The following is a 19,579-nucleotide window of genomic DNA, read 5'->3' as shown; positions in this document are numbered from 1 at the left end:
AGCCTCTGTTAACTGTGTAAGGATCTTAATCCTTCCTTCAACCAGCGCCTGATTATACGTTCTTCACCCACCCAATTGTGTCTTTCTGATGGTTTATTTTTAGGATTCATATAGTGATAAGTCGTTTGGGTTTCGCTTAAAGCCCCGAATCCTGCTACTGAAATCCCAGCCCATGAACCCAGTAGCCAGTAAAAAAACGCTAATACACTAATCCCCGCACTAGGTGGGGCTTGTAGCTCAGTCACCAACTGCCGCCATACCTCTAAAGGCACAGTTACAATAGGAATTTGCTTCTCAAGGAAAGGATAAAAAGCCCCCCAATCAGCCAGCCGATACTGGATCTCTGGTCCTGTTACCAATAACCAATCTACAGTACGCAGCTTATTAGGCTTAAAACTTGGAGTCATACACCACAAATTACATTGCTGGCCTAGGTCTGTTGTAAAGTGCTTACCCGATTGAAACGCATTAAAACGCACAATAAAACCAGCCGCATCAATAGTTGAACCTAAATTAGTATTGAGCATATTGCCTGAATTACCAACAATACAAATGCCTTGCCTCTGTACATGATATTGCAGCAGTTTAGTTAACTCAGTTCGCCAAAGACTTTGCTGGCTATAAATACTTACTAAAAATTGTTGCTGTCTTGAGATATGCTCAAAATCCTTGGAAGCCAAAACAGCAGGAATAGAAGACTTAGTAATAAAAACCGAATCAGGAGGAGTTAATCCTTGAAAACCTCCCTCCAATAAAAAAGCAAATAATAATTCACGCTCTTTTTGGTTAAAACCAGGCCAAGCTTGAATTATTTTTCTAGCCAAACTAAAGCTTATTACTCTACCTAGATCACGTCGATATTTTATATAACCCAGTAAGTAATTTTTATTTTTACTTAGAAGCCAAGCCCTTAGAAACAGCTTGAGGGCTATAGAACTATACTGACCTTGCCTGCGAAATTTTCTAGCCTGCTTGTAAAAAATGAATGCCCTAAGCTTATTTAAAATCATACATTTGTTAAAAATATTAAAATTTTAAAGATTTCAAAAGCAAAAATAGTTTAATTAAATTTACCCCTCGTCTTTACTCATACCAAATCTATGAAATGAAGGGCATTATCTTGAATACTACTAACTTCCAATACCCTTTTTCTTAGATTTTTCACCCTAGACTCATAATAATTTGGATTTAATAAGCCATTAAGGATATTAACAATTTCTTCTGGATGCTCTAAAAATATTGCTCCAGCCTCTTTATACCTTACAGCATCAGAACTAGGTGTACATACAGTGGGTTTACCCCAAAAACCAGCTTCGAGCACTTTGAGTGCCGATTTAGATTGATTAAAAGGTGTATCTTCTAAAGGCGCTAAATTAACCCATGTCGCCTGAAAACGCTTGTGAAACTTGGAAAACTCCACCTTTTCGTAATGCCTAACCTGCATCGATACATCCTCAGCTAACTGAAAGCTGAGTGGCCCAGTGATCTCAAGACTGACATGTTTATTTAAGCGCAGAAATGCAGCTAAAGAAGTTGCAACAAGTTTAAAATCTTGGTCGTGGCTGCGCGTTCCAGGTAAGTAAGTCAAAACGGGCGCTGAAAAATCTATCTCTTTCCTCTTATAATGTGCTAGCTCATGCTCCCATGAAAAGTGTGGGGCATTAGGTAATACTGCTATGGGCTTATTAAGTCGCAAGTACAACAAATGATCTTTCAATGGAGCTGTTGAAACAGTAAAACCATCAAATAGACTTAATGCTTTTGCATGAGCTTGATAAGTTTTTCTAGTTTTTTCTAGAGTGTTAATTTGATTAACTACGCCTGGGCTAAACTCAGCAAAGCTTGTATCGAAGATTAAGTCATCAAAATCGGCCCAGACTTTAGTTCCCCGCAAACGAAAAAGACTTACTAAAAAATGTACACGCCATAAGTTTCTAGGCCGATGAAAAACTACGAAATCAAATTTAGTTAAAGACAATGAGTCATTAATATGACAAAAGCTAACTTGATGACCTTGTCTAATAAGTTCTAAGCCAAGATTTTCACAACGATAAATATAAGAAGGATCTGCTCTAAAGAGTTTAGAATTACGATTGCATGCAAAAAAAGCAATTTTCACTGCTAGCCTCTTAAATTCAAATAGTAATGTAAGGGTTAAGCAAAAGGATTAAATAACTCTTGTCCAGTATCCATAACTATACACTGTACGACACTATCCTTAGATAATGGTTTTTGAAACTCTAGATCAAAACCGATGTAGGCATGCCGTCCTATATTCAATGCGGCTAATTCATGACGATATTGATTGGCTGTGACTTGGGCGAGTTCAACACCATCAACATAGATAGCTAAGTCTATAGGTATTTCACTATTCTGGTTAATAGCCCAACCAGAGATTTTATATTTAGCTCTTTCAGTAATAATACCATGTACATATGCTTTGCCTGCTGAAAACAACTCATAGCGCTGCAAAAACATTTTTTTAACTTTCTTATAGAGCATTAGATCTTTGTGGTTATGTTCTCTGACAAAACCCATTAGCTCATCATCTAACTTATATTTAGCTGTCGCACGTTGTTGATTAATATTTAAAAAAGACTCCCTAATTTGCAACCCATTTTGAGAACTTAATAACTGCAATGATTCTCGATAATATTCCTGCAAACCTACAAAGCCAATTAGATTAAAAGGAATCCGTCCAATGTTTCTAAATTGAGTATTCATATTAGCAGGATTAGAGGAAAAAGACTCTAAGGACTCTGTCAACCCTTCGACTCTGCGCATATGCTCGTAGTTTGAAATAACCCGTTGAACTGGGTTACGTAGAAACATCATAATATTTCTAATATAGAAAAAAGGCGCATATTTCTTAATAGAGTAATGCCCTGATAAGCATATAGGCTTATTCTGCTCTGATAAAAAAGCACCGAACTCCGGATAAGCTTGACGGTTTTGAATATAATCAACTACTACAGGACTGGTGGTGGTATCAGAGCCATAGTCACAATATAAACCATCTCCAAAAATTTCCTCTAAAGCATCACGAAAGCTAGTCCCTGCTGTTTTTGGAATATGAACAAACAGATAACCATTTTCAATTGGGAAACGAGCCACTCAATCCAACTCCAAAATAGGCAATTTAATAATTAATTAGACAAATTCGCGTAACGAGAAATCTTCGCGTAATCTAGATAGATTGAGATTGTAGTAAGGATCATTATCCAACTCTGTACCCCAAGTAGCACGCATGTAGGCAACCTCCTTATCAAAACGTGCTTTCTTTTCAGGTGTATCATCCTCACCACGACTCACCGACTCGTGATGATACAACTCTGCATGTGGTGTCCACAAATTTCGATAACCAACTGCCCGTACACGTAAACAAAAATCTACGTCATTATAGGCTACAGCTAGATCTTGCTCATTCAATCCACCAACTTGCTCATAGATCTCCCGACGTACAAGCAAACAAGCGCCTGTCACGGCCGAATAATTTTGTACCACTTTAAGACGATTGAAATAACCTGTTGAATCGCGTTCAGCAAAACGATGGGCATGTCCTGCCACGTGCCCTAGCCCCAAAATTACGCCCGCATGCTGGATCTGTCCGTTTGAATAGTAAAGCTTAGCCCCCACACACCCAACCTCTGCACGACAAGCATGTGAGACCAATTCAGTTAGCCAATTCGCAGAAATGATCTCAACATCATTATTAATCAGACCAATAATAGAGCCTTTAGCCTGTTGTACACCAAAATTATTGATAGCTGAATAATTAAAGGGATAATCATACTGGATGACTTTAACACGTGGATCATTTTGAATACGCTCAAACCAAATTAGCGTTTCCGCTTCCTTACTTTGATTATCCAAAATAAGAATCTCAAAGTTTTCATAAGTGGTTTTTTCTAAAATACTTTCAACACAGGGTTGAAGAATACTTAAGCGATCCCGAGTAGGAATAATTAGACTTACTAAGGGTTGAGGCTCAGGAATCTTAAAGTCAAAAATTAAGGTTTCATCTTCCCAACGGTAGCTGCTCACGCTTGGTAATGCTGACTTTAGAACCTCAGCCCTTAGCAGTGCTAGTTCCTTCTCTAGTTCAGTTGTTTTTTTGTTAGTTTCAGTATGCTTGTAAGCCAGCACTAAAGGCAGATGAATAATCTGCTGAGAACCTAAACTAGGCAATAACTCTGCTAAAGCTTGTTGATTACCTAACTTATTAAACGTTTCTTTATTAGCCTCATACCAAGATTTTCTACAAATAAAACAAGTTGAAATATAATCTTGGGTTAAAAATAAATCAGGATTCCAATCAGTCTTGAACCAAGGTTTAGAGCGATTACCATATTCATCTAAATAGTCTTCATCTGGATAAACAAGAAGCGCATCTGGGTGTTTACTTAGAAATCTGATGAGTAAATCCTTTGAACTGTTATATAACGTATAATCAGGATCAACTACACATACATAGTCATCTACGTTGCATGGAGTAGAAGTATCTTCTAAGTCAAGCTTACGAATTAACTCAACCTCAATTTCCTCAATCCAAGTATGATAGTCTGTTTCATTGTGTGTATAAAACAAACGGTTGTAAGCAGAAAAAATGAACTGGTTAAAATCAATCTTTTTAGCATGCGCACGCTCATGCAGCCTTTTAGTTAAGTCCTCTTTATTAGTAGCAGCACTCACCACTAAACGCTTCAGCATACGATCTTGTGCAAACCTTTCTTTAATAGGTACTAATCTAAAGAGCTTTACTACCCCATCTCCGTATAGTCTTAAACTGAGATGGGCTTGAGTAGCACTACGCGGTAAGTACACAATCCGTTTCATTAATTTTTGTGGCCGAATCGCTAGTGGCATATTATGAGAAGTGTCAAACCGCAAATCTAAATTAGCTGTACCAAATACACCTTTAACCTGTAACTCCAGCATATACCACCCAGGTTTAAACTCATGGTCTATGATTGCGTTTTGTGTTGAGTAATAGTCATCCTCTACAGGCACACCACTCAGCATCTTTTTTGCAAGATTGGGGTATAGATAAGGTTTAGCGGCTTTATAAACGAGCTTAAGCATTTAGATTAGTAAATGAGAATAGAGAAATTAATAAGTAAAGGGCAGAGAAAATACCTTGCATAACCCAGGCTACTACTTTTGATCAGGGTTTAATGAGCTGAAATTCATATCAGGTTGTTTGATACCAAAATAAACAATTTTAGTAATTAAACCCAAATCTTCATGCTCTATTTTAACTTGAAAATAAGCAGGCCAGTTATTAGTAGTTGTAGTCGCTGACGAATCCAAAGCAGTAACCTCTAACGCTTTCACTTTCTTTAATAAAATTGAAGTATCATTAGGTGAATCTGTGCTTTCTTGGTTGTTTAACCAAGTCTCTCTTAGAATGGATTCATTTTTGAGGCTATAACGAATATGCTTTAGTGCTTGTTGAGGGCTTGCTGCTGAATTAGTAAGTAAAGTGAGTTCAAGCTGAGTTTTATCCGATTTTAAATTTACGCTTTCACTTTCGGTACTCGCTAATACCTGTACTGATTTTTGGCGTAAATCACGCTCAATAATTTGGACAGCACGTTGTACACTGGTTAAATCAGCCATTTCCAGTTCGATTGCATCCCCTGTTTTCACTAAGGTGTTCACAGCTCGATAAGCAAAAGCAGAAATTAAGGAAAAAACGAATAAAGCCACTAATAACTCAACTAAAGTGAAGCCTTGTGACTTATGGTGCTGGTTAGCCTTAGAACTCACAACAAAACGATCTCCAAATTCAGCGCTTATAGATTGATAGGCTAGCCATCAAGGCCGTTGGCAAGCTAGGATGCTGCATATTATAGAGTTTATTGGGTTAACGCAGGAATATTTCATGTTGGCTTTCCTTGGCATTGGTGCACAAAAAGCTGGAACCACTTGGCTACATAGGATGTTAAGCCAGCATCCTCAACTTTACTTGCCTGAAGCCAAAGAGCTACATTATTGGGACAAGCAATACCCCCAAGCTCCAATACAAGCTTATCTAGACTTTTTTCACCGTATTGACTGTCTAGAGGGGGAAATAACCCCCTCTTATGCCATTTTGCCAATTTCTACTATTCAGGTTATTCATCAATACCTACCTGAGCTCAAACTCATTTATAGCTTACGTAACCCTATCGAACGGGCTTGGTCAGCCGCTTGTATGTTTTTAACGAAAGCACAAATGGAGTTAGAGGAAGCCAGTGACCAGTGGTTCTTAGATCACTTTTACTCTAAGAACTCACGTTTACGTGGTGATTACGAAACCTCCATTCGGCAATGGCTCTCCATCTATCCTAGAGAAAATCTATTGCTATTGGATTACGATCTGATTAAATCGAATCCTAAACTTGTGTTATCTTCATGCTGCGCCCATCTCGGCATCCATGATTTTACGCTGACGCAACTAGAAACCATGCTGTTATCTTCTAAGGTGTTTGCGGGGCAAGGTTATCAATTGAGACCCAAATTGAAACAAGCACTTATTGATCTTTACACTCCACAAATTTACTCGCTTAGCCAGTATCTTAATAAAGACCTGAGCCATTGGACTCAACACTAGAATTTATGTCAGTTAACTCAGCAAAACCCTGTATTTTAATCTTAGGTATGCATCGTAGTGGAACCAGTTGCCTTGCTGGCAGCCTGCAGCAACAAGGTGTTTATCTTGGCCAAGTGCATGAATGGAATCCACACAACTTAAAAGGCAATCGTGAAAACCCGCAAATTATGGAGTTGAACGAAAGCTTATTTACTACCAACCAAGGTAGTTGGGATCATCCACCTGCACCACCCATACATTGGACACCAACCCAAAAGTGCCAACGTGATGGCATTATTCAAGGACTGAGTGCTAGCGATAAACAAGCTTGGGGATTTAAAGACCCACGGACGCTCATCAACTTAGATTTTTGGTTAGAGGGTTTAAAGACTCGCTATCCGCTTCATTATATTGGCACCTTCCGCCATCCATTGACGGTTGCTCAATCACTGAATAGAAGGAATGGCACTCCCATCGAGGCAGGAATGGCTTTATGGTATAGCTATAATGCGCGGCTACTCGCCCATTGGGAACTCTCACCCTTCCCTCTACTTTGTTTCGATGTAGACCCCAATACTTATCGGAATAACTTCCAACAAGCTTGTGAAGCCTTAAGCTTACAGTTTACCTCGGTCGAGCAACCTTTTTTTGAGAGCCAACTACGCTCAACTGCAGAGAGGGTCAGCAACTCTACGATTGGGATAACAGAGCAAAAATATTTAGACTGCTATTCTCGCTTGCAAAATATCTACCGCGATTGGGTTTTATGAGACTGTTCAAACGTCGCCCTAAACTTTCAGTGATCGTTAACTTTTATAATATGCAGCGTGAGGCAGAGCGCACTCTGTACTCACTGTCTACTGCTTATCAACACAATATTAAAGCAACAGATTACGAAGTCTTAGCTATTGATAATGGCTCTAGCCAACCTTTGCAAGCTGCAACTGTACGCAGCTTTGGAGAAAACTTTCATTATCACTACCTACAGACCAATTCAGTTTCGCCTTGTAAAGCACTCAATCAAGCTGCAAAGCTTGCTAGAGGTGAATTAATTATCTGCTGTATTGATGGCGCACGCATTTTATCACCCAATATCTTGAGCTTAAGCTTGCAAGCCGCCAAATTACATGATCATCCGTTCATCTACACGATGAGTATGCATCTAGGTAGTAAACCGCAAAATCTAAGCATTGCCGAAGGCTATAACCAACAAGTTGAAGATCAACTATTGAACACGGTCAACTGGAAAAACAATGGCTATGAACTGTTTAAAGTCTCTAGCACGGCTTTATCCAGTAGCAATGGCTTTTTTTCTAAATTTGCGGAAAGCAATTGTTTCTGTTTGCGAAAAAGGGATTATTTACAACTGGGTGGATTTGATGAGGCTTTCACTAGCAAGGGTGGGGGGTTAGTTAACTTGGATTTTTTCAATCGTATCCATGAAAATACGCAATTTTATCCTATTTTATTATTGGGCGAGGCGAGCTTCCATCAATTTCATGGGGGGGTTGCGACTAATGTCGTGATGGAGGAACACCCTTGGGATGAGATGGCTGCGGAGTATCAAGAGATACGCCGAAAAAAATTTAGCACTAGTTATAGGGAGCCTGCCCAATTTGGCCGATTAAACCCTGAGTCTAAGGCTTTTATTCATTCTACATATCACCTATGATCAATCCTAAGCCACATTAAACAGGTTTACCTATGAAACATACTACTGCTCTAATCGCTCTTCTTAGCACTAGTTTTAGCTCAATTGCCTTAGCAAGTAATCATGATATAGTTTCTAGTGACGGATCTATTCCTACACCAGCCATTATAGGAGCCACATTGATTGAAAGAGGTTCTGTAAATGGTAGTGGCATCTCGCTAGCTAGCACAGGAGCTGATTTATTTCCTATTTCTACTCCTGAAAGTGAATACCTTAAAAGTTTGCGCGGCTATAGTAGCATCTATGAACCAGAGGCAATTTGGGGTTTAGATACACGTGTACAAGTTAACCCAAGTACCTATCCCTACCGCGCTATCACCTTGATTGCGTCTAATACCTTATTATGTTCCGGTGCTTTAATTAGTGCAGATACAGTGTTGACTGCAGGGCACTGTGTACACAGTGGGGGTAGTAGTGGAGCATGGGCACCTATAGAAGATATATCTGTCTATCCAGGTGCTAGTGGTACATCGTTTCCCTATGGAAAATGTACTGCCAAACGAACCTATACTACAACAGGTTGGGCAGAGAAAGGCTTAGCTAATTTCGATTATGGTGCTATTAAACTCAATTGCACGATTGGTAATAGCGTAGGATGGCTGGGATTTGCGGCACCTAGTAATTCGGTAAATTTACCTGCCACTATTGCTGGCTACCCAGGTGAAAAATCACAAACACAGTGGGTTTCCTTTAACACAGTAAGTCAACAAATAGGTGAGTGGTTAACCTATAGTAATGACACTACTGCTGGTATGAGTGGAGCACCTATCTGGTATGATGATGGTCAAGGTGTATTGGCTTTTGGTGTACATACTTATAAGTTTCCAAAAACTAACCGAGGTAAGCGGATTAATGCAGCTGTCTTCAAAAATATAAAAACATGGAAAAACGCACAATAAAATTATTATGAATACTTTTAGATTCAAACAAGGCGTTATAGCGCTAAGTGTACTGGCAGTTTGCAGTTTCATACCTACAGTATATGCAGCTAAAAATCTAAAACCTATAGTTGATGCTGGTATAGATCAATCTGTTTACTCAGGTGATATTGTCAGTCTAAATGCTAGTGCTAAAGATCCGGAAGGGGAGAGTCTTACTTACTTATGGATATATCCAGCTAAAAAACTTCCAGGAATAGATATTTCAAATGCGAATAAGTTAAATGCAATTTTTGTTGCGCCTAATACAAATAAAACTGTACAAATACAGCTTGCTTTCAGCGCTGTTGATCCCAAAAATGCTAAAACAACAGATCGAGTTATTATTACTATTAAACCTAAACCGGTCATACCACCTCCTACCAATGCAAGCATTACTAAAATTAATGATACTGGTGTCACAAGTTGTGGTGACTATGCTCGCGGGCATAGTGGCATTAGTAATAATGATGTAATTTGCCAACTTTTAAGTGACAGTAATGGTGACCCAGTTCCTAGTGGACAAGATGGTACCTCAGGACGTGATTTTAGTACATCTGATGATGAAGATGGCCACGCAGGCTTTAGCTTTACGAAAATAGATAACACAGGAGTAGCTTTAGCTAGTTCTGCCAGTCAGTGGAGCTGTGTTAAGGATAATGTCACTGGCTTAATATGGGAAATGAAAACGGACGACAGCGGCTTGCACGACAAAGATGACAGTTATGTTTGGTATGAATCAGACCCACGTTTAGGCAATGGAGGATTACCTGGTTATGAAAAAGCAACGGATTACGATCCATCGCGTTATGATCAAACCTGCTCAGGCTTTTCAATAGGTAATAATTCTACTTACTGCAACACTAAGGCTTTTGTAACTAGAGTTAATCAAAGTAGTTATTGTGGTGCAAATAACTGGCGCTTGCCCACTCGTGAAGAGCTGAATTCATTAGTAGACTACGCGGCTTCACCAAAAATTGATACAAGATACTTCCCTTTCGTACAAAGTAATTACTATTGGACCTCAGTTCCTTATGCCTATTTAAATAAGCATGTTTGGGCTATTAGCTTCCAATATGGTGGTGGCAGCCCTTGGGAAAAGCAATATGATTACCCGGCTCGCCTAGTACATAATTAACGGTAATTAAAATGAATAAAATATTATTAATCTTCATGATGGTAGTTATCCCTAGTTATGTTTTTGCGAATTATCAACCTTGCCGAATAGGTTTAATTATTGAGACAACACCTAGCTCACAGTTTAAAGATAACAATGATGGCACTGTTACTGATCTCAAAACCAAGTTGATTTGGAAAAAATGTACTGAAGGACAAACTTGGACAACTAATACTAATAGTTGCATAGTTAATGGTGAGGTTAATATTCAATATACTTGGGAAGAGGCGCTTGAGCTTGCAAAAAATACAAATAATAACGGTGGTTTTGCCAGTGCTGTCAACTGGCGTCTACCTAATATAAAAGAATTATCATCTATTGTTGAAAATGCATGTTACGGCCCAGCAATTAACTTAACTGTATTTCCTAATACACCTGCAGGAATTTACTGGTCATCTACACCATATATAGGCTCAAATGATAACGTTTGGACAGTTCGTTTTAACTATGGACAAAATAGTATGGATGCTAAGTATGATTATTATTTTGCACGCTTGGTAAGAGATCCAAATTAGATTATAAATTAAATAGATAATCTTTATTATAGAAAGCCCAGAAAGCTCCTTGATGCTGCTTAAGAAGCTTTTCTAATAAAATTACTTTTAGCTTAGTATCATATAAGCTGTTGTTATTTTTTGATTCTAAAAACCCTTTTAAATACTGTGCATTAGGATTGATAACAGCCAAAGATCGCCCTGCCGTTTTAATAGTTTCCTCATATAAGAGTATGTGATCCATAGGAAGATATTTTATATACTGTTGAAAAAACCAGTCTAATAAAAAAATTTGTCGGTCATGAATATCTAAAATTCGATCTAAATTAGCTTTTAGATTAATATCAAAAGCTTCAGCTGCAGGAGCCCTTCCTTGAGAGACAGGCATTTCTACACTATTCCAAGATAACAAAACCGCTAAGGGATTACGGACTATAGCAAAACAATTAAATAAATTTGCTGTTACTAAATCTTTCAAAATAGCTGTAAAAAATGCGGGTTGTTTAATAACTAAGTAGAATTCAGTGGCTATTTTTTTTTTAACATAGACTAATCGCCCATCTAACAGTCTAATACGTTTACCAGTGCTCGGATCTACACCAGCAACAGGGTTATCAGGGACTTCACCACCAAAGCTCTTACTAACACCTGTACCTGTACTTAAAATTTGTTGACGCTGCGCAACAAAAAAATTATAGAGAGTTTTTATTAAATCAAGATTAGAGTACCTAGTTAATTCTAAAGGTACTAGAGGCTCATGTAACGCCACACAATCGGGCAGTTTATTAAGCAAATGACAAGTAAGGGTAGTTCCTGAACGTGGAAGCCCAGTCAAAACAATTTGACGCTGCGCCGAAATAGGTTCCATGTAATTACCAGATATTTGAAAGATTCTTCATTATAGCAAGAAATTGCTCACGCTCTTGCTCAAGACTATGTATTTTTACTTGTTTAGTAGCATTCTCTAACAAGGCTTTATGTTGTTGGCTATTTAGTAAACCAACTTGGTCAATAGCCTCAATAATAGATCCAATATCGTATTTAGGTAAAAAGCAAGTTTGTTGATCTAAACAGAAAGAGCGATTACCTATGCAGTCTGGGCAAATAACAATACATCCCAAAGCCATCGCTTCCAATGCAGGTAAGTAAAACCCTTCAACAAAATGGGGCAGACAAACTACTAATCTTGCTCTATTCAAGATATTAATAAAATCATTTCTAGGCAATAAGGAGCTAATAGTTAAAACAACTTTGTACTTTCCTTTTAAGTATTTCTCTATCTCATGACCTAATTGCGGCTTTTTAATGGCAACAATAAGAAGCTCTATATCTTTTTGACTACTTGATAAAGGCATAGGTAAATTATCTAGGTCAACCCCATTAGGTATTGTAAAAATAGGACCATTCACTTTACCTGTAGAACTAATAGCACTTTCTACTTGATTACTTACACAGATACGTATCGCCCTTTTACTTAAAAAAGGATATTTAATATCTTGTGGATCTGCATGACTTAAACCTTGAATTAAATTAATTACAGGTATTTTGCTTCTTTTTTCTACGTATAGCTTATTATTTAAAACTGATTGCCAGTCTAATCCTGCTAGAAAAAGTATATCAGCCAATCCAGGTGACCACTCTTTTAATTTAGAGGTAAATTGCCATGGATTATTAGAATCATGAATTGAGGAGGGAGAAAAGTAAATCTCTGGTAGATAATCTTGAGTGGATTTTAAATGATTAAAATAATTCCAAACCTTGAGATGACCACCTTGAAACCTAAGGAAATCTCTATGGAAAAAAACTTTTTTAATAAAATTATCTTGAGTTGATTGATTAATATTTTTAAGAAAACTTATATATTTTTTTCTAAAAAAGATCATAGGACTATACTTACTAAATAAAAAAAGGGGTTTCAACCCCTTTTAATGTTTTTAATATTCCATATGCTCACCAAAGATTACCTTGGGCATAAAATACCAATCATTGTAGAACCATCCCCACCGCATTCCAACTTTTTGAGTCTTTGGTGGTGCGCTTTCTAGTAAGCCTTCTTTGGCAACCTGTTGTGGGATACTTACATCAACATTTGCATCTAAAATACCAATATTCCCAGTAACTTTTACACTAGACTCATCCACTGCAGTTTTAGAGAAGTTAATTTTGCCTTGCTGTTTTAGCCATTCATCTTTATCAAAACGCTCGCGATAAACAGGATCCATATAATCCCAAGTCTCATCCCATTTACGCTCTTCGCGTAAAACCCATAATTTGTTGGCTCGCTCAATTAATCGTTTCTTAAGTTCTTCAGCAGTAAGCGATGGAGTATTAATATCTGGAAATTTAAAAGTATTATCTTCTTTAATAAACTTTTGATACACACGCTGGCCAGAAGGGTTTTGACCATTTAGCTGCACCATAAAATAGGCTAACCATAGTTGTTTATCATCAACTAATAACTTAGGATCCTTGGAGACTGTTAAACCTGGAGATGTTAAAGCTATTGGTTTAGGTAACCATGTAGCACCGTGATCTTTACTAATATCTATATAAATAGATGGTGCCAAAGTACGGTAATCTTCCCAAACAACATGTAAACCTGCAGTACCGGTATCAATAATATCTGGATAAGTAGATTTAGTTAAATCATGGCCTTTATCAGAATCTAATATCTTAGATTGCCCAAGCCAATTATGAGAGAGGGTAGATAAAGTAGCTACCTCTGCATGCACTTTTCCACCAGCTTCAGTTGGTTCAGAAGTAAATGCTAAGGTAAGATTTTCCCCACTAAAAGCACCTTTAATCCAACTAATTAATTGCTTATTAAACCCTTTACCTAAGGTTGAGTTAGAAATTTCTCCCCAAACAGAAAAAGAGTCATCTTTATTATAAAAACCTGTAAAACCTTTATCACTATCAGTGAGCATAGCAAATATATACATTTCTTTATTATTAGAAAACATCGCCATTTCAACAGGTTGCATATTTGGTGCGGCAAACACATTAGATTCGCTACCCCAGGTCCTACCAGCATCACTAGATATTTTTGAAACAATGCGCAAACTATGGCCTGCAGTCATCTGAGCCATGTCCACTTGTTGCCAAACAGCCACTAAGCGTTCATTAATAAAAGCTAATTTAGGCGAATTAGCAAATGTTTCTGGTTTTAAATTACCTTCTTGCATCATCGCTGGTGTGATCACAGGCGTGTCTAAACGATTATCCTTAGTATCCCAAGTTTTACCACTGTCATTAGAGGTATTAATATAAACTCCATAGCCTGGTTCCCGTTCATCTGTATAGGCAACTGCTATATGTCCATTTCCATCAGAAGCAATGCTAATATCGGGTAAAACCCCTGTATTACTATTAAGTATAGTTGGCGAACTAAAGCTTTGACCACCATCACTAGATACAGCCACCTTCAAACTTTTTGCTTTATTCTGGTCTGCTATCCACCAAAAAGCATATAAGTTTTTACCATCATAATGTAACCATTGATTCCCTGCTGGGTCTGGGGATATGACCAACTCCTTGCCAATAGTATAAAGAACTACCCCCTTTTGACTACCTAGCAATAAAAGAGCTTGGCTATTAACCGTCAACATTGCAGGCTTAGTCGAATACCCAATATTTGGTAACAATAAACTTGGCTTTTCGATCAATTTTTTTTCTGCTTTTTCATCTTGGCAACCAAACAAGCTAAATAGTAAAAACATGCATAAGAGCAACCCAGAAAGCTTTCTCATTTCTTACCCTAAATTCTCAGATCTATCTTCAGTAAAAAGCAAAAAGGTGGGAGAGATCCCACCTTTTTATAATTACCTTGCAGTAATTTGATTAATATGGACGATTTGGATGTGGCTCTGGAGAAGCACTTAAATGACCACTAGTTTCAGGTTGGAAACTAACAACTAAGTTAGGTAATGGTGATGAACCAGCACCACTAACATCATAAACCTCTGCATCACTAGCCGCTTTACCTGGAGTTTGTCCACTGATAGGGTTAGTTGTGGCTGAGTTACCAAATACACCACCACCAGTTGCATTCATGCTGGCGATCAAAGGATTAACTGTACGAGTTGCTTCAGAAGTTACGAAACCACCACTAGTCACAGGAGCAAAATTAATTACTTCTGCTTTATAGACAATTGCACCACTTGCAACTTGAGTTGTTGCAACAGACCCGGAAGTAGTAGAACGTGTAGCACTATTCTGAATACTCATACGTTTCCAACCACCATTTACGGTATCGGCTGCTTGTAAGGTACTTAATAATGCGCTTCTATCCACAACACCAATACAAGTAACTTTGAAGTTTTTCGCACCACTTGTTACTTTTTCATCGTTGTTATAAACACCTGAACCACCTGTTGGTAACTGTGGAGATACGCTTCCAGCAGCAGTGTCTTGAGAGAAGTAAGCTGTAGCATCATAGGAACCAGCACCTGAATCTGCTTTTAGCATATCGTCACCAGTGACTACTGATAACCAAGTTGTATTAGCCATACCAATTGGGAACCAAGAAAAATCAACTGATTTTTTAGAAATGAAACCAGCGCTAAAATCACCCTCAACTTTGCTACGATGGTTATTTAAAAGTTTATAATCCAATACAATGTTATTACTTGGATCAACAACATAACCAAATCCAGACAACTCACCTTCGTTAGCTAAATCTTTTGTAGCTGGATTAGCATTTTTATTTGCGTTATCAGTGATGACTGCAAAACCGGCAAAATCACCTGCAGTGTAACCATTTGGTGTACTAGCATCTAGCGCTGGTAAACCATTACCTGCACCTAGTAAATTCATCTGCCCACCATTAATTGCGGTAGCTGCATTGCTAACTGCGCGTTGGAACACCATATCCCAAGGAGAAACTTTACCATTATTATTAGATACTTCGCACGGACGAGCTAGATCAAATAACGAATCTACCGGACTAGAATCAGTCGCGATATTTTTCTTAAACCAAACATAGTGTAAATCACTTGTACTAGCCATACGTGCATTTACTGCACCAGTACCACGTGCTTTCAAAGAGAAATAAGTTTGAGCACCATTATTTTCACCGATTACTAATGGCGCCAACACAGAATCTGCGCTCACCATACTAGAAATCATTAGCGAACCAGCAACTGCCGTTGCGACTGCGCCTTTTTTAAACAGATTTTTCATTGCAACCTCACTTAATCAGTTAAGTTTATCTAAGTTTATCACAAGCTGGAACACCAACCCCCTGACCGGCGGTAGCATTAAACCATCTTACAGCACTTAAGCATAGCGCAAATAAATTTAGTTTACCAAGCATTGTTTACTTTTTACTTATCACTAGCCCTAGTGGAGAACCAGCCGAGGCCAACTACACTGGTTGACCATCCAATAAGTACAGCGCGATTGTATAGCTGCTGTCGTAAGTTTGCAATGCCTAGTGTCGTAAATATACCACTAACCTTTTTGTTGGGATTTTGCACTACCCTCAAGAATTTACTGCTACCTGCCTTCACAACATGACCTTTTGGCTGAATATAAGTCAGTACAGATTGGTAAATATTTACTATAGATAGAAGAAGAACAGATAAAAATCAACTGGCATATTGCGAGATGCTTAACCTTATGAGTTTATTAAATAAAAAACTTTTAACAGCATTATTAATGTTTTGTTGTTCGAATCATTTATATGCAGCGCCTAACCCTGTATCTGCATGTAATGGAACTTCCCTAGAAGCTCGTTTTGATTCGGGTGTTGCTTGGTCTATGTGTGTTAGCTTAGAGCAAAATGCTGGGCTGGTGATTCAGCAACTCAAACTGACTAGTCTGAACTTTGAGCGTCGCGTGCTTGGCCAAGCTAGTCTTGCGCAACTAGAAACAGTCTTTGATGATAATAAAGGTTCTCCCAGTTTCGCGGTTACTAGAGATGGGCTAGGTGCTGATAAGCTAGTAACACTGACGAGTAATGATTGCCCTAATGGGAAACTATATCCTGACCCCACAGGGCGAAATGTTGTCTGTACACGTTATCAGGCTGACGAGTTACTTTATAAGTATGCATACCAAGCTTACCGCCAAACGAGTTATTTTGAAGTGTTTAGTATTAGTCAGGGTACATCTTTACAAACTTATACACAACGCTGGCGCTTTTATGAAAATGGAGTCATCGAACCTGCCTTAGGCTTTAGTGGTAAATTACCGCGCTTTGCTAATGCAGAGTTAGGCTTTGGGCGAGCAGTGAAGGATAATAATCAATGGGCTTTAGGTTTTAGTAGCTATCTTGGTTGGCGACTTGATTTCGATCTCGGCAAGGATCCAAACAATGATATCGTCGAAGAAATTACTAGCACAGCTAGCCCAAGTAGACGGCAAAAATATCTAAACACTGAAGTGTTACAGCAAGAAACTGCGCGTAATTTGAATCCAGAGCTGAAAACGAGTTGGCGGATAAAGGATGGAGATGAAACGAACAGTGACGGTCGGACGATTTCCTATGAAATATTCCCTTCTAACTACTATCAAAGTGTAGGTAATTTTCGTGGTCGTCCTTGGCTAAGCAAGGATATATACTTCACTCATTATCAAACTTGTGAACAGTATGCTTCAGATAACAAACCCACTGGTGCTTGTGCAAGAAATGCCCTGCAATATACTGAAAATAAAGAAATAATTGAAAAATCGGATTTAGTGGTTTGGTACAAGCAAAACTATCATTATTTACCTCGAAGCGATGATAGTGATTATATGAGTACTGATTGGGTCAGTTTCCAGTTAGTACCTCGTGACTGGACTGCAACAAACCCTCTATGAAAATTATGGTTGAATAATTATATGCAGCAACTCATTTCAAAAAAAATGCTGGCCGGTTTAACCCTAATATCAGCAATTTCTATAAATAATTCTGCTGTTGCTGAAGAAGCCTGCGGTGCTGCCTATGCTATTGATAGCACCCTCCCTAATGGAGGCCGCTGGACCTTGTGTTGGGAACATAGCTTGCAAAATGGCATTAGTCTTCATCACATTGCCTACCAACCTAAAAATGGGTCTAAACAAGATATTTTGTATCGAGCAGAACTCGCTCAAGTTCATGTCCCCTACGATGATAATGGCGCTCGCTACCATGATATTAGTGATTATGGCTTTGGCGATAGAAATATGTTGGGATTAGATGAAAAAGAATGTCCTAATGGGAGTTTGATTAGTTATGCAGGCAAATCTGTAATCTGTCAACAGGTGCTACCTCGCGGTGAAGAGTTAAGATATCAAGATAAAAGTGTACAAGGCTACAAACTTAGCTTGTTCAGCATTTCCCAAATAGGTTCTTATAATTATGTGCCTCGTTGGGAGTTTTTTGATAATGGGACTATTGAACTATCAGTAGGTGCGACAGGTGCTTTGCAACGTTTCACGGCAGGTAGTCAAAGTAACCAAGGCTGGCCGATTGCTGATAATAAAATTGGCCTCGCTCATCTACACAATTTCTTTTGGCGCTTAGACTTTGATCTAGCTGGCAATGGTGCCAATGATATGATTGAAGAAATTAACTTTGTACGGGATGACGGCGGTTTAAAAGCTAAAAAAGAACCTATCTTAGTAGAGACAGGTAGAGATGTGAATCCGCAGACTATGCGCACTTGGATTGTAGCAGATAAGACCCTAAAAAATGCTGCTGACTCCCCCATTGCTTACGAAATTCAACTTTATCAAGCAGGGCAACGAGATGTAGGTCCAGAAGAAGAAGCCTTCACTAAATATGATATCTACTTCACCAAAGCAAAAGAATGTGAACGTTTCGCCTCACATAATAGTAATGCTGATGTTTGTGCAAAAGATTTATCGACTTATATCAATGATGAATCTTTAGAAGACGATATTATTGTCTGGCCGACTACGACCTTTTATCATATACCAAGAGCCGAAGACGCGCCGAATATGAATGTGCACTGGAGTGGTATTCGCCTTAAACCTTTTGACTGGCATAATAGCAATCCATTAGCGGGTACAATACGATGATAGTGAAATCTAAATGTCAAATAATACTCCTATTCAGCTTACTAATCACAAACCTAAGCTATGCCGGTAGCCAAGATCCACTAAGCCTCAATGAGCAAACTAAAACCACTGAATTAATCGAGTCATCTTTACCTGCCTTAAAGATGAAAGCTGAAGGCCACACTACTTCTAACTCTTATGAATTACTGTTAGTTGAGCGAGACCGTTCTGAAGATAAAAAATCAGGTGTACGTCGTGCTAATGCTTTTGTCTACGACTACCAAACTGATGAAACTATTATCTATCGTATTGATCCGATAACTAATAAAATTCTTTCCTCTGTACGCAAAAAGAATATGCAATTGCCTTTAACGGCAAATGAAATTGAACGTACTGTCAATCTTATTTTTTCGGATAAAGAGACGTTTGAGCTCATTGCGAACGAGTACCAACGTATTACAGGGAAAGTGCTAAATTCTCCGAAAGATTTAGAGGCCAAGGCTTTTGTATTTACAGCAGATACTCTTCCTGAACAACTGAATAAAGCATCGCAACAATGCGGTTTACAGCGTTGTGCACAAATTTTGTTATATACTCATGACTCAGTTGTATTTGAAATCAGTCCAATTGTAAATTTATCAGCCAATCTCATCACTCAAATTGCTGGATTTTAAAGTGTTTTTTAAGCGATTGCTGTTAGGTAGCTGTCTAACGATAGTG

18 protein-coding genes are annotated in these 19,579 nt (G+C 38.3%); 9 read left to right on the top strand and 9 right to left on the bottom strand.

The window, feature by feature from the left end:
• Positions 1-8: 8 nt before the first annotated feature.
• The 5 genes from Q0230_RS02715 to gspJ all read right to left on the bottom strand — a co-directional run bounded on the left by Q0230_RS02715 (position 9) and on the right by gspJ (position 5,769).
• Complete coding sequence (locus Q0230_RS02715) at positions 9-1,010, bottom strand: glycosyltransferase family 29 protein (protein WP_298607908.1); 1,002 nt, start codon at positions 1,008-1,010, stop codon at positions 9-11.
• A gap of 77 nt (positions 1,011-1,087) precedes the next feature.
• On the bottom strand, positions 1,088-2,119 hold the full coding sequence (locus Q0230_RS02710) for a glycosyltransferase (protein WP_298607906.1): 1,032 nt from the start codon (positions 2,117-2,119) through the stop codon (positions 1,088-1,090).
• Positions 2,120-2,154: 35 nt separating this feature from the next.
• Complete coding sequence (locus Q0230_RS02705) at positions 2,155-3,114, bottom strand: sulfotransferase family 2 domain-containing protein (RefSeq protein WP_298607904.1); 960 nt, start codon at positions 3,112-3,114, stop codon at positions 2,155-2,157.
• Positions 3,115-3,150: 36 nt separating this feature from the next.
• Positions 3,151-5,082 (bottom strand): glycosyltransferase family 2 protein, encoded by a 1,932-nt coding sequence (locus Q0230_RS02700; protein ID WP_298607902.1) that lies wholly within the window; start codon positions 5,080-5,082, stop codon positions 3,151-3,153.
• Between the two features lie 72 nt (positions 5,083-5,154).
• The gene (gspJ, locus tag Q0230_RS02695) at positions 5,155-5,769 is read right to left on the bottom strand and encodes a type II secretion system minor pseudopilin GspJ (protein WP_298607900.1); all 615 of its coding nucleotides are present in this window, start codon (positions 5,767-5,769) and stop codon (positions 5,155-5,157) included.
• Between the two features lie 115 nt (positions 5,770-5,884).
• On the opposite strand from gspJ, the gene Q0230_RS02690 reads away from it, so the two are divergent.
• From Q0230_RS02690 to Q0230_RS02665, 6 genes are read left to right on the top strand one after another with little or no spacing between them, the layout of a single operon-like run.
• On the top strand, positions 5,885-6,595 hold the full coding sequence (locus Q0230_RS02690; protein WP_298607898.1) for a sulfotransferase: 711 nt from the start codon (positions 5,885-5,887) through the stop codon (positions 6,593-6,595).
• 5 nt (positions 6,596-6,600) lie between these two features.
• Positions 6,601-7,344 carry a hypothetical protein gene (locus tag Q0230_RS02685; protein ID WP_298607895.1) on the top strand — a complete coding sequence of 248 codons (744 nt, stop codon included), beginning with the start codon at positions 6,601-6,603 and terminating at the stop codon, positions 7,342-7,344.
• Positions 7,341-8,246, top strand: coding sequence for a glycosyltransferase family A protein (locus tag Q0230_RS02680; RefSeq protein ID WP_298607894.1), 906 nt, complete (start codon positions 7,341-7,343; stop codon positions 8,244-8,246). The genes Q0230_RS02685 and Q0230_RS02680 overlap by 4 nt, the downstream gene beginning before the upstream one ends.
• Before the next feature lie 32 nt (positions 8,247-8,278).
• Positions 8,279-9,184 carry a trypsin-like serine protease gene (locus Q0230_RS02675; RefSeq protein WP_298607892.1) on the top strand — a complete coding sequence of 302 codons (906 nt, stop codon included), beginning with the start codon at positions 8,279-8,281 and terminating at the stop codon, positions 9,182-9,184.
• 7 nt (positions 9,185-9,191) lie between these two features.
• Positions 9,192-10,340 carry a DUF1566 domain-containing protein gene (locus tag Q0230_RS02670; RefSeq protein ID WP_298607889.1) on the top strand — a complete coding sequence of 383 codons (1,149 nt, stop codon included), beginning with the start codon at positions 9,192-9,194 and terminating at the stop codon, positions 10,338-10,340.
• Positions 10,341-10,351: 11 nt separating this feature from the next.
• On the top strand, positions 10,352-10,894 hold the full coding sequence (locus Q0230_RS02665) for a DUF1566 domain-containing protein (protein ID WP_298607887.1): 543 nt from the start codon (positions 10,352-10,354) through the stop codon (positions 10,892-10,894).
• 1 nt (position 10,895) lies between these two features.
• Here Q0230_RS02665 and Q0230_RS02660 read toward each other — a convergent pair whose 3' ends face one another.
• The 4 genes from Q0230_RS02660 to Q0230_RS02645 form a co-directional block, all read right to left on the bottom strand.
• The gene (locus tag Q0230_RS02660; protein WP_298607886.1) at positions 10,896-11,741 is read right to left on the bottom strand and encodes a hypothetical protein; all 846 of its coding nucleotides are present in this window, start codon (positions 11,739-11,741) and stop codon (positions 10,896-10,898) included.
• Between the two features lie 4 nt (positions 11,742-11,745).
• Positions 11,746-12,756: a glycosyltransferase gene (locus Q0230_RS02655; RefSeq protein ID WP_298607883.1), complete on the bottom strand. Its 1,011-nt coding sequence runs from the start codon at positions 12,754-12,756 to the stop codon at positions 11,746-11,748.
• A 51-nt stretch (positions 12,757-12,807) separates the two neighbouring features.
• Entirely contained in the window at positions 12,808-14,622 is a 1,815-nt protein-coding gene (locus Q0230_RS02650; protein WP_298607881.1) for a sialidase family protein, read from the bottom strand.
• 91 nt (positions 14,623-14,713) lie between these two features.
• Complete coding sequence (locus Q0230_RS02645) at positions 14,714-16,054, bottom strand: hypothetical protein (protein ID WP_298607878.1); 1,341 nt, start codon at positions 16,052-16,054, stop codon at positions 14,714-14,716.
• Between the two features lie 438 nt (positions 16,055-16,492).
• Here Q0230_RS02645 and Q0230_RS02640 point away from each other — a divergent pair, with 438 nt between their 5' ends.
• The 3 genes from Q0230_RS02640 to Q0230_RS02630 are packed head-to-tail and all read left to right on the top strand — an operon-like array spanning position 16,493 to position 19,533.
• Positions 16,493-17,677: a hypothetical protein gene (locus tag Q0230_RS02640; RefSeq protein ID WP_298607876.1), complete on the top strand. Its 1,185-nt coding sequence runs from the start codon at positions 16,493-16,495 to the stop codon at positions 17,675-17,677.
• A gap of 21 nt (positions 17,678-17,698) precedes the next feature.
• Positions 17,699-18,880 (top strand): hypothetical protein, encoded by a 1,182-nt coding sequence (locus Q0230_RS02635; RefSeq protein WP_298607874.1) that lies wholly within the window; start codon positions 17,699-17,701, stop codon positions 18,878-18,880.
• Complete coding sequence (locus Q0230_RS02630) at positions 18,877-19,533, top strand: hypothetical protein (RefSeq protein WP_298607872.1); 657 nt, start codon at positions 18,877-18,879, stop codon at positions 19,531-19,533. The genes Q0230_RS02635 and Q0230_RS02630 overlap by 4 nt, the downstream gene beginning before the upstream one ends.
• Positions 19,534-19,579: the final 46 nt, after the last annotated feature.

This window comes from uncultured Thiothrix sp., assembly GCF_937876535.1.
Lineage (GTDB): Bacteria > Pseudomonadota > Gammaproteobacteria > Thiotrichales > Thiotrichaceae > Thiolinea.
This window is presented reverse-complemented; position numbering and strand designations above follow the sequence as displayed.

Coding starts and splice junctions, on each gene's coding strand:
- Q0230_RS02715 (WP_298607908.1), bottom strand. CDS start 1,010: ATGATTTTAAATAAGCTTAGGGCATTCATTTTTTACAAGCAGGCTAGA.
- Q0230_RS02700 (WP_298607902.1), bottom strand. CDS start 5,082: ATGCTTAAGCTCGTTTATAAAGCCGCTAAACCTTATCTATACCCCAAT.
- Q0230_RS02690 (WP_298607898.1), top strand. CDS start 5,885: ATGTTGGCTTTCCTTGGCATTGGTGCACAAAAAGCTGGAACCACTTGG.
- Q0230_RS02685 (WP_298607895.1), top strand. CDS start 6,601: ATGTCAGTTAACTCAGCAAAACCCTGTATTTTAATCTTAGGTATGCAT.
- Q0230_RS02680 (WP_298607894.1), top strand. CDS start 7,341: ATGAGACTGTTCAAACGTCGCCCTAAACTTTCAGTGATCGTTAACTTT.
- Q0230_RS02675 (WP_298607892.1), top strand. CDS start 8,279: ATGAAACATACTACTGCTCTAATCGCTCTTCTTAGCACTAGTTTTAGC.
- Q0230_RS02670 (WP_298607889.1), top strand. CDS start 9,192: ATGAATACTTTTAGATTCAAACAAGGCGTTATAGCGCTAAGTGTACTG.
- Q0230_RS02665 (WP_298607887.1), top strand. CDS start 10,352: ATGAATAAAATATTATTAATCTTCATGATGGTAGTTATCCCTAGTTAT.
- Q0230_RS02660 (WP_298607886.1), bottom strand. CDS start 11,741: ATGGAACCTATTTCGGCGCAGCGTCAAATTGTTTTGACTGGGCTTCCA.
- Q0230_RS02655 (WP_298607883.1), bottom strand. CDS start 12,756: ATGATCTTTTTTAGAAAAAAATATATAAGTTTTCTTAAAAATATTAAT.
- Q0230_RS02650 (WP_298607881.1), bottom strand. CDS start 14,622: ATGAGAAAGCTTTCTGGGTTGCTCTTATGCATGTTTTTACTATTTAGC.
- Q0230_RS02645 (WP_298607878.1), bottom strand. CDS start 16,054: ATGAAAAATCTGTTTAAAAAAGGCGCAGTCGCAACGGCAGTTGCTGGT.
- Q0230_RS02640 (WP_298607876.1), top strand. CDS start 16,493: ATGAGTTTATTAAATAAAAAACTTTTAACAGCATTATTAATGTTTTGT.
- Q0230_RS02635 (WP_298607874.1), top strand. CDS start 17,699: ATGCAGCAACTCATTTCAAAAAAAATGCTGGCCGGTTTAACCCTAATA.
- Q0230_RS02630 (WP_298607872.1), top strand. CDS start 18,877: ATGATAGTGAAATCTAAATGTCAAATAATACTCCTATTCAGCTTACTA.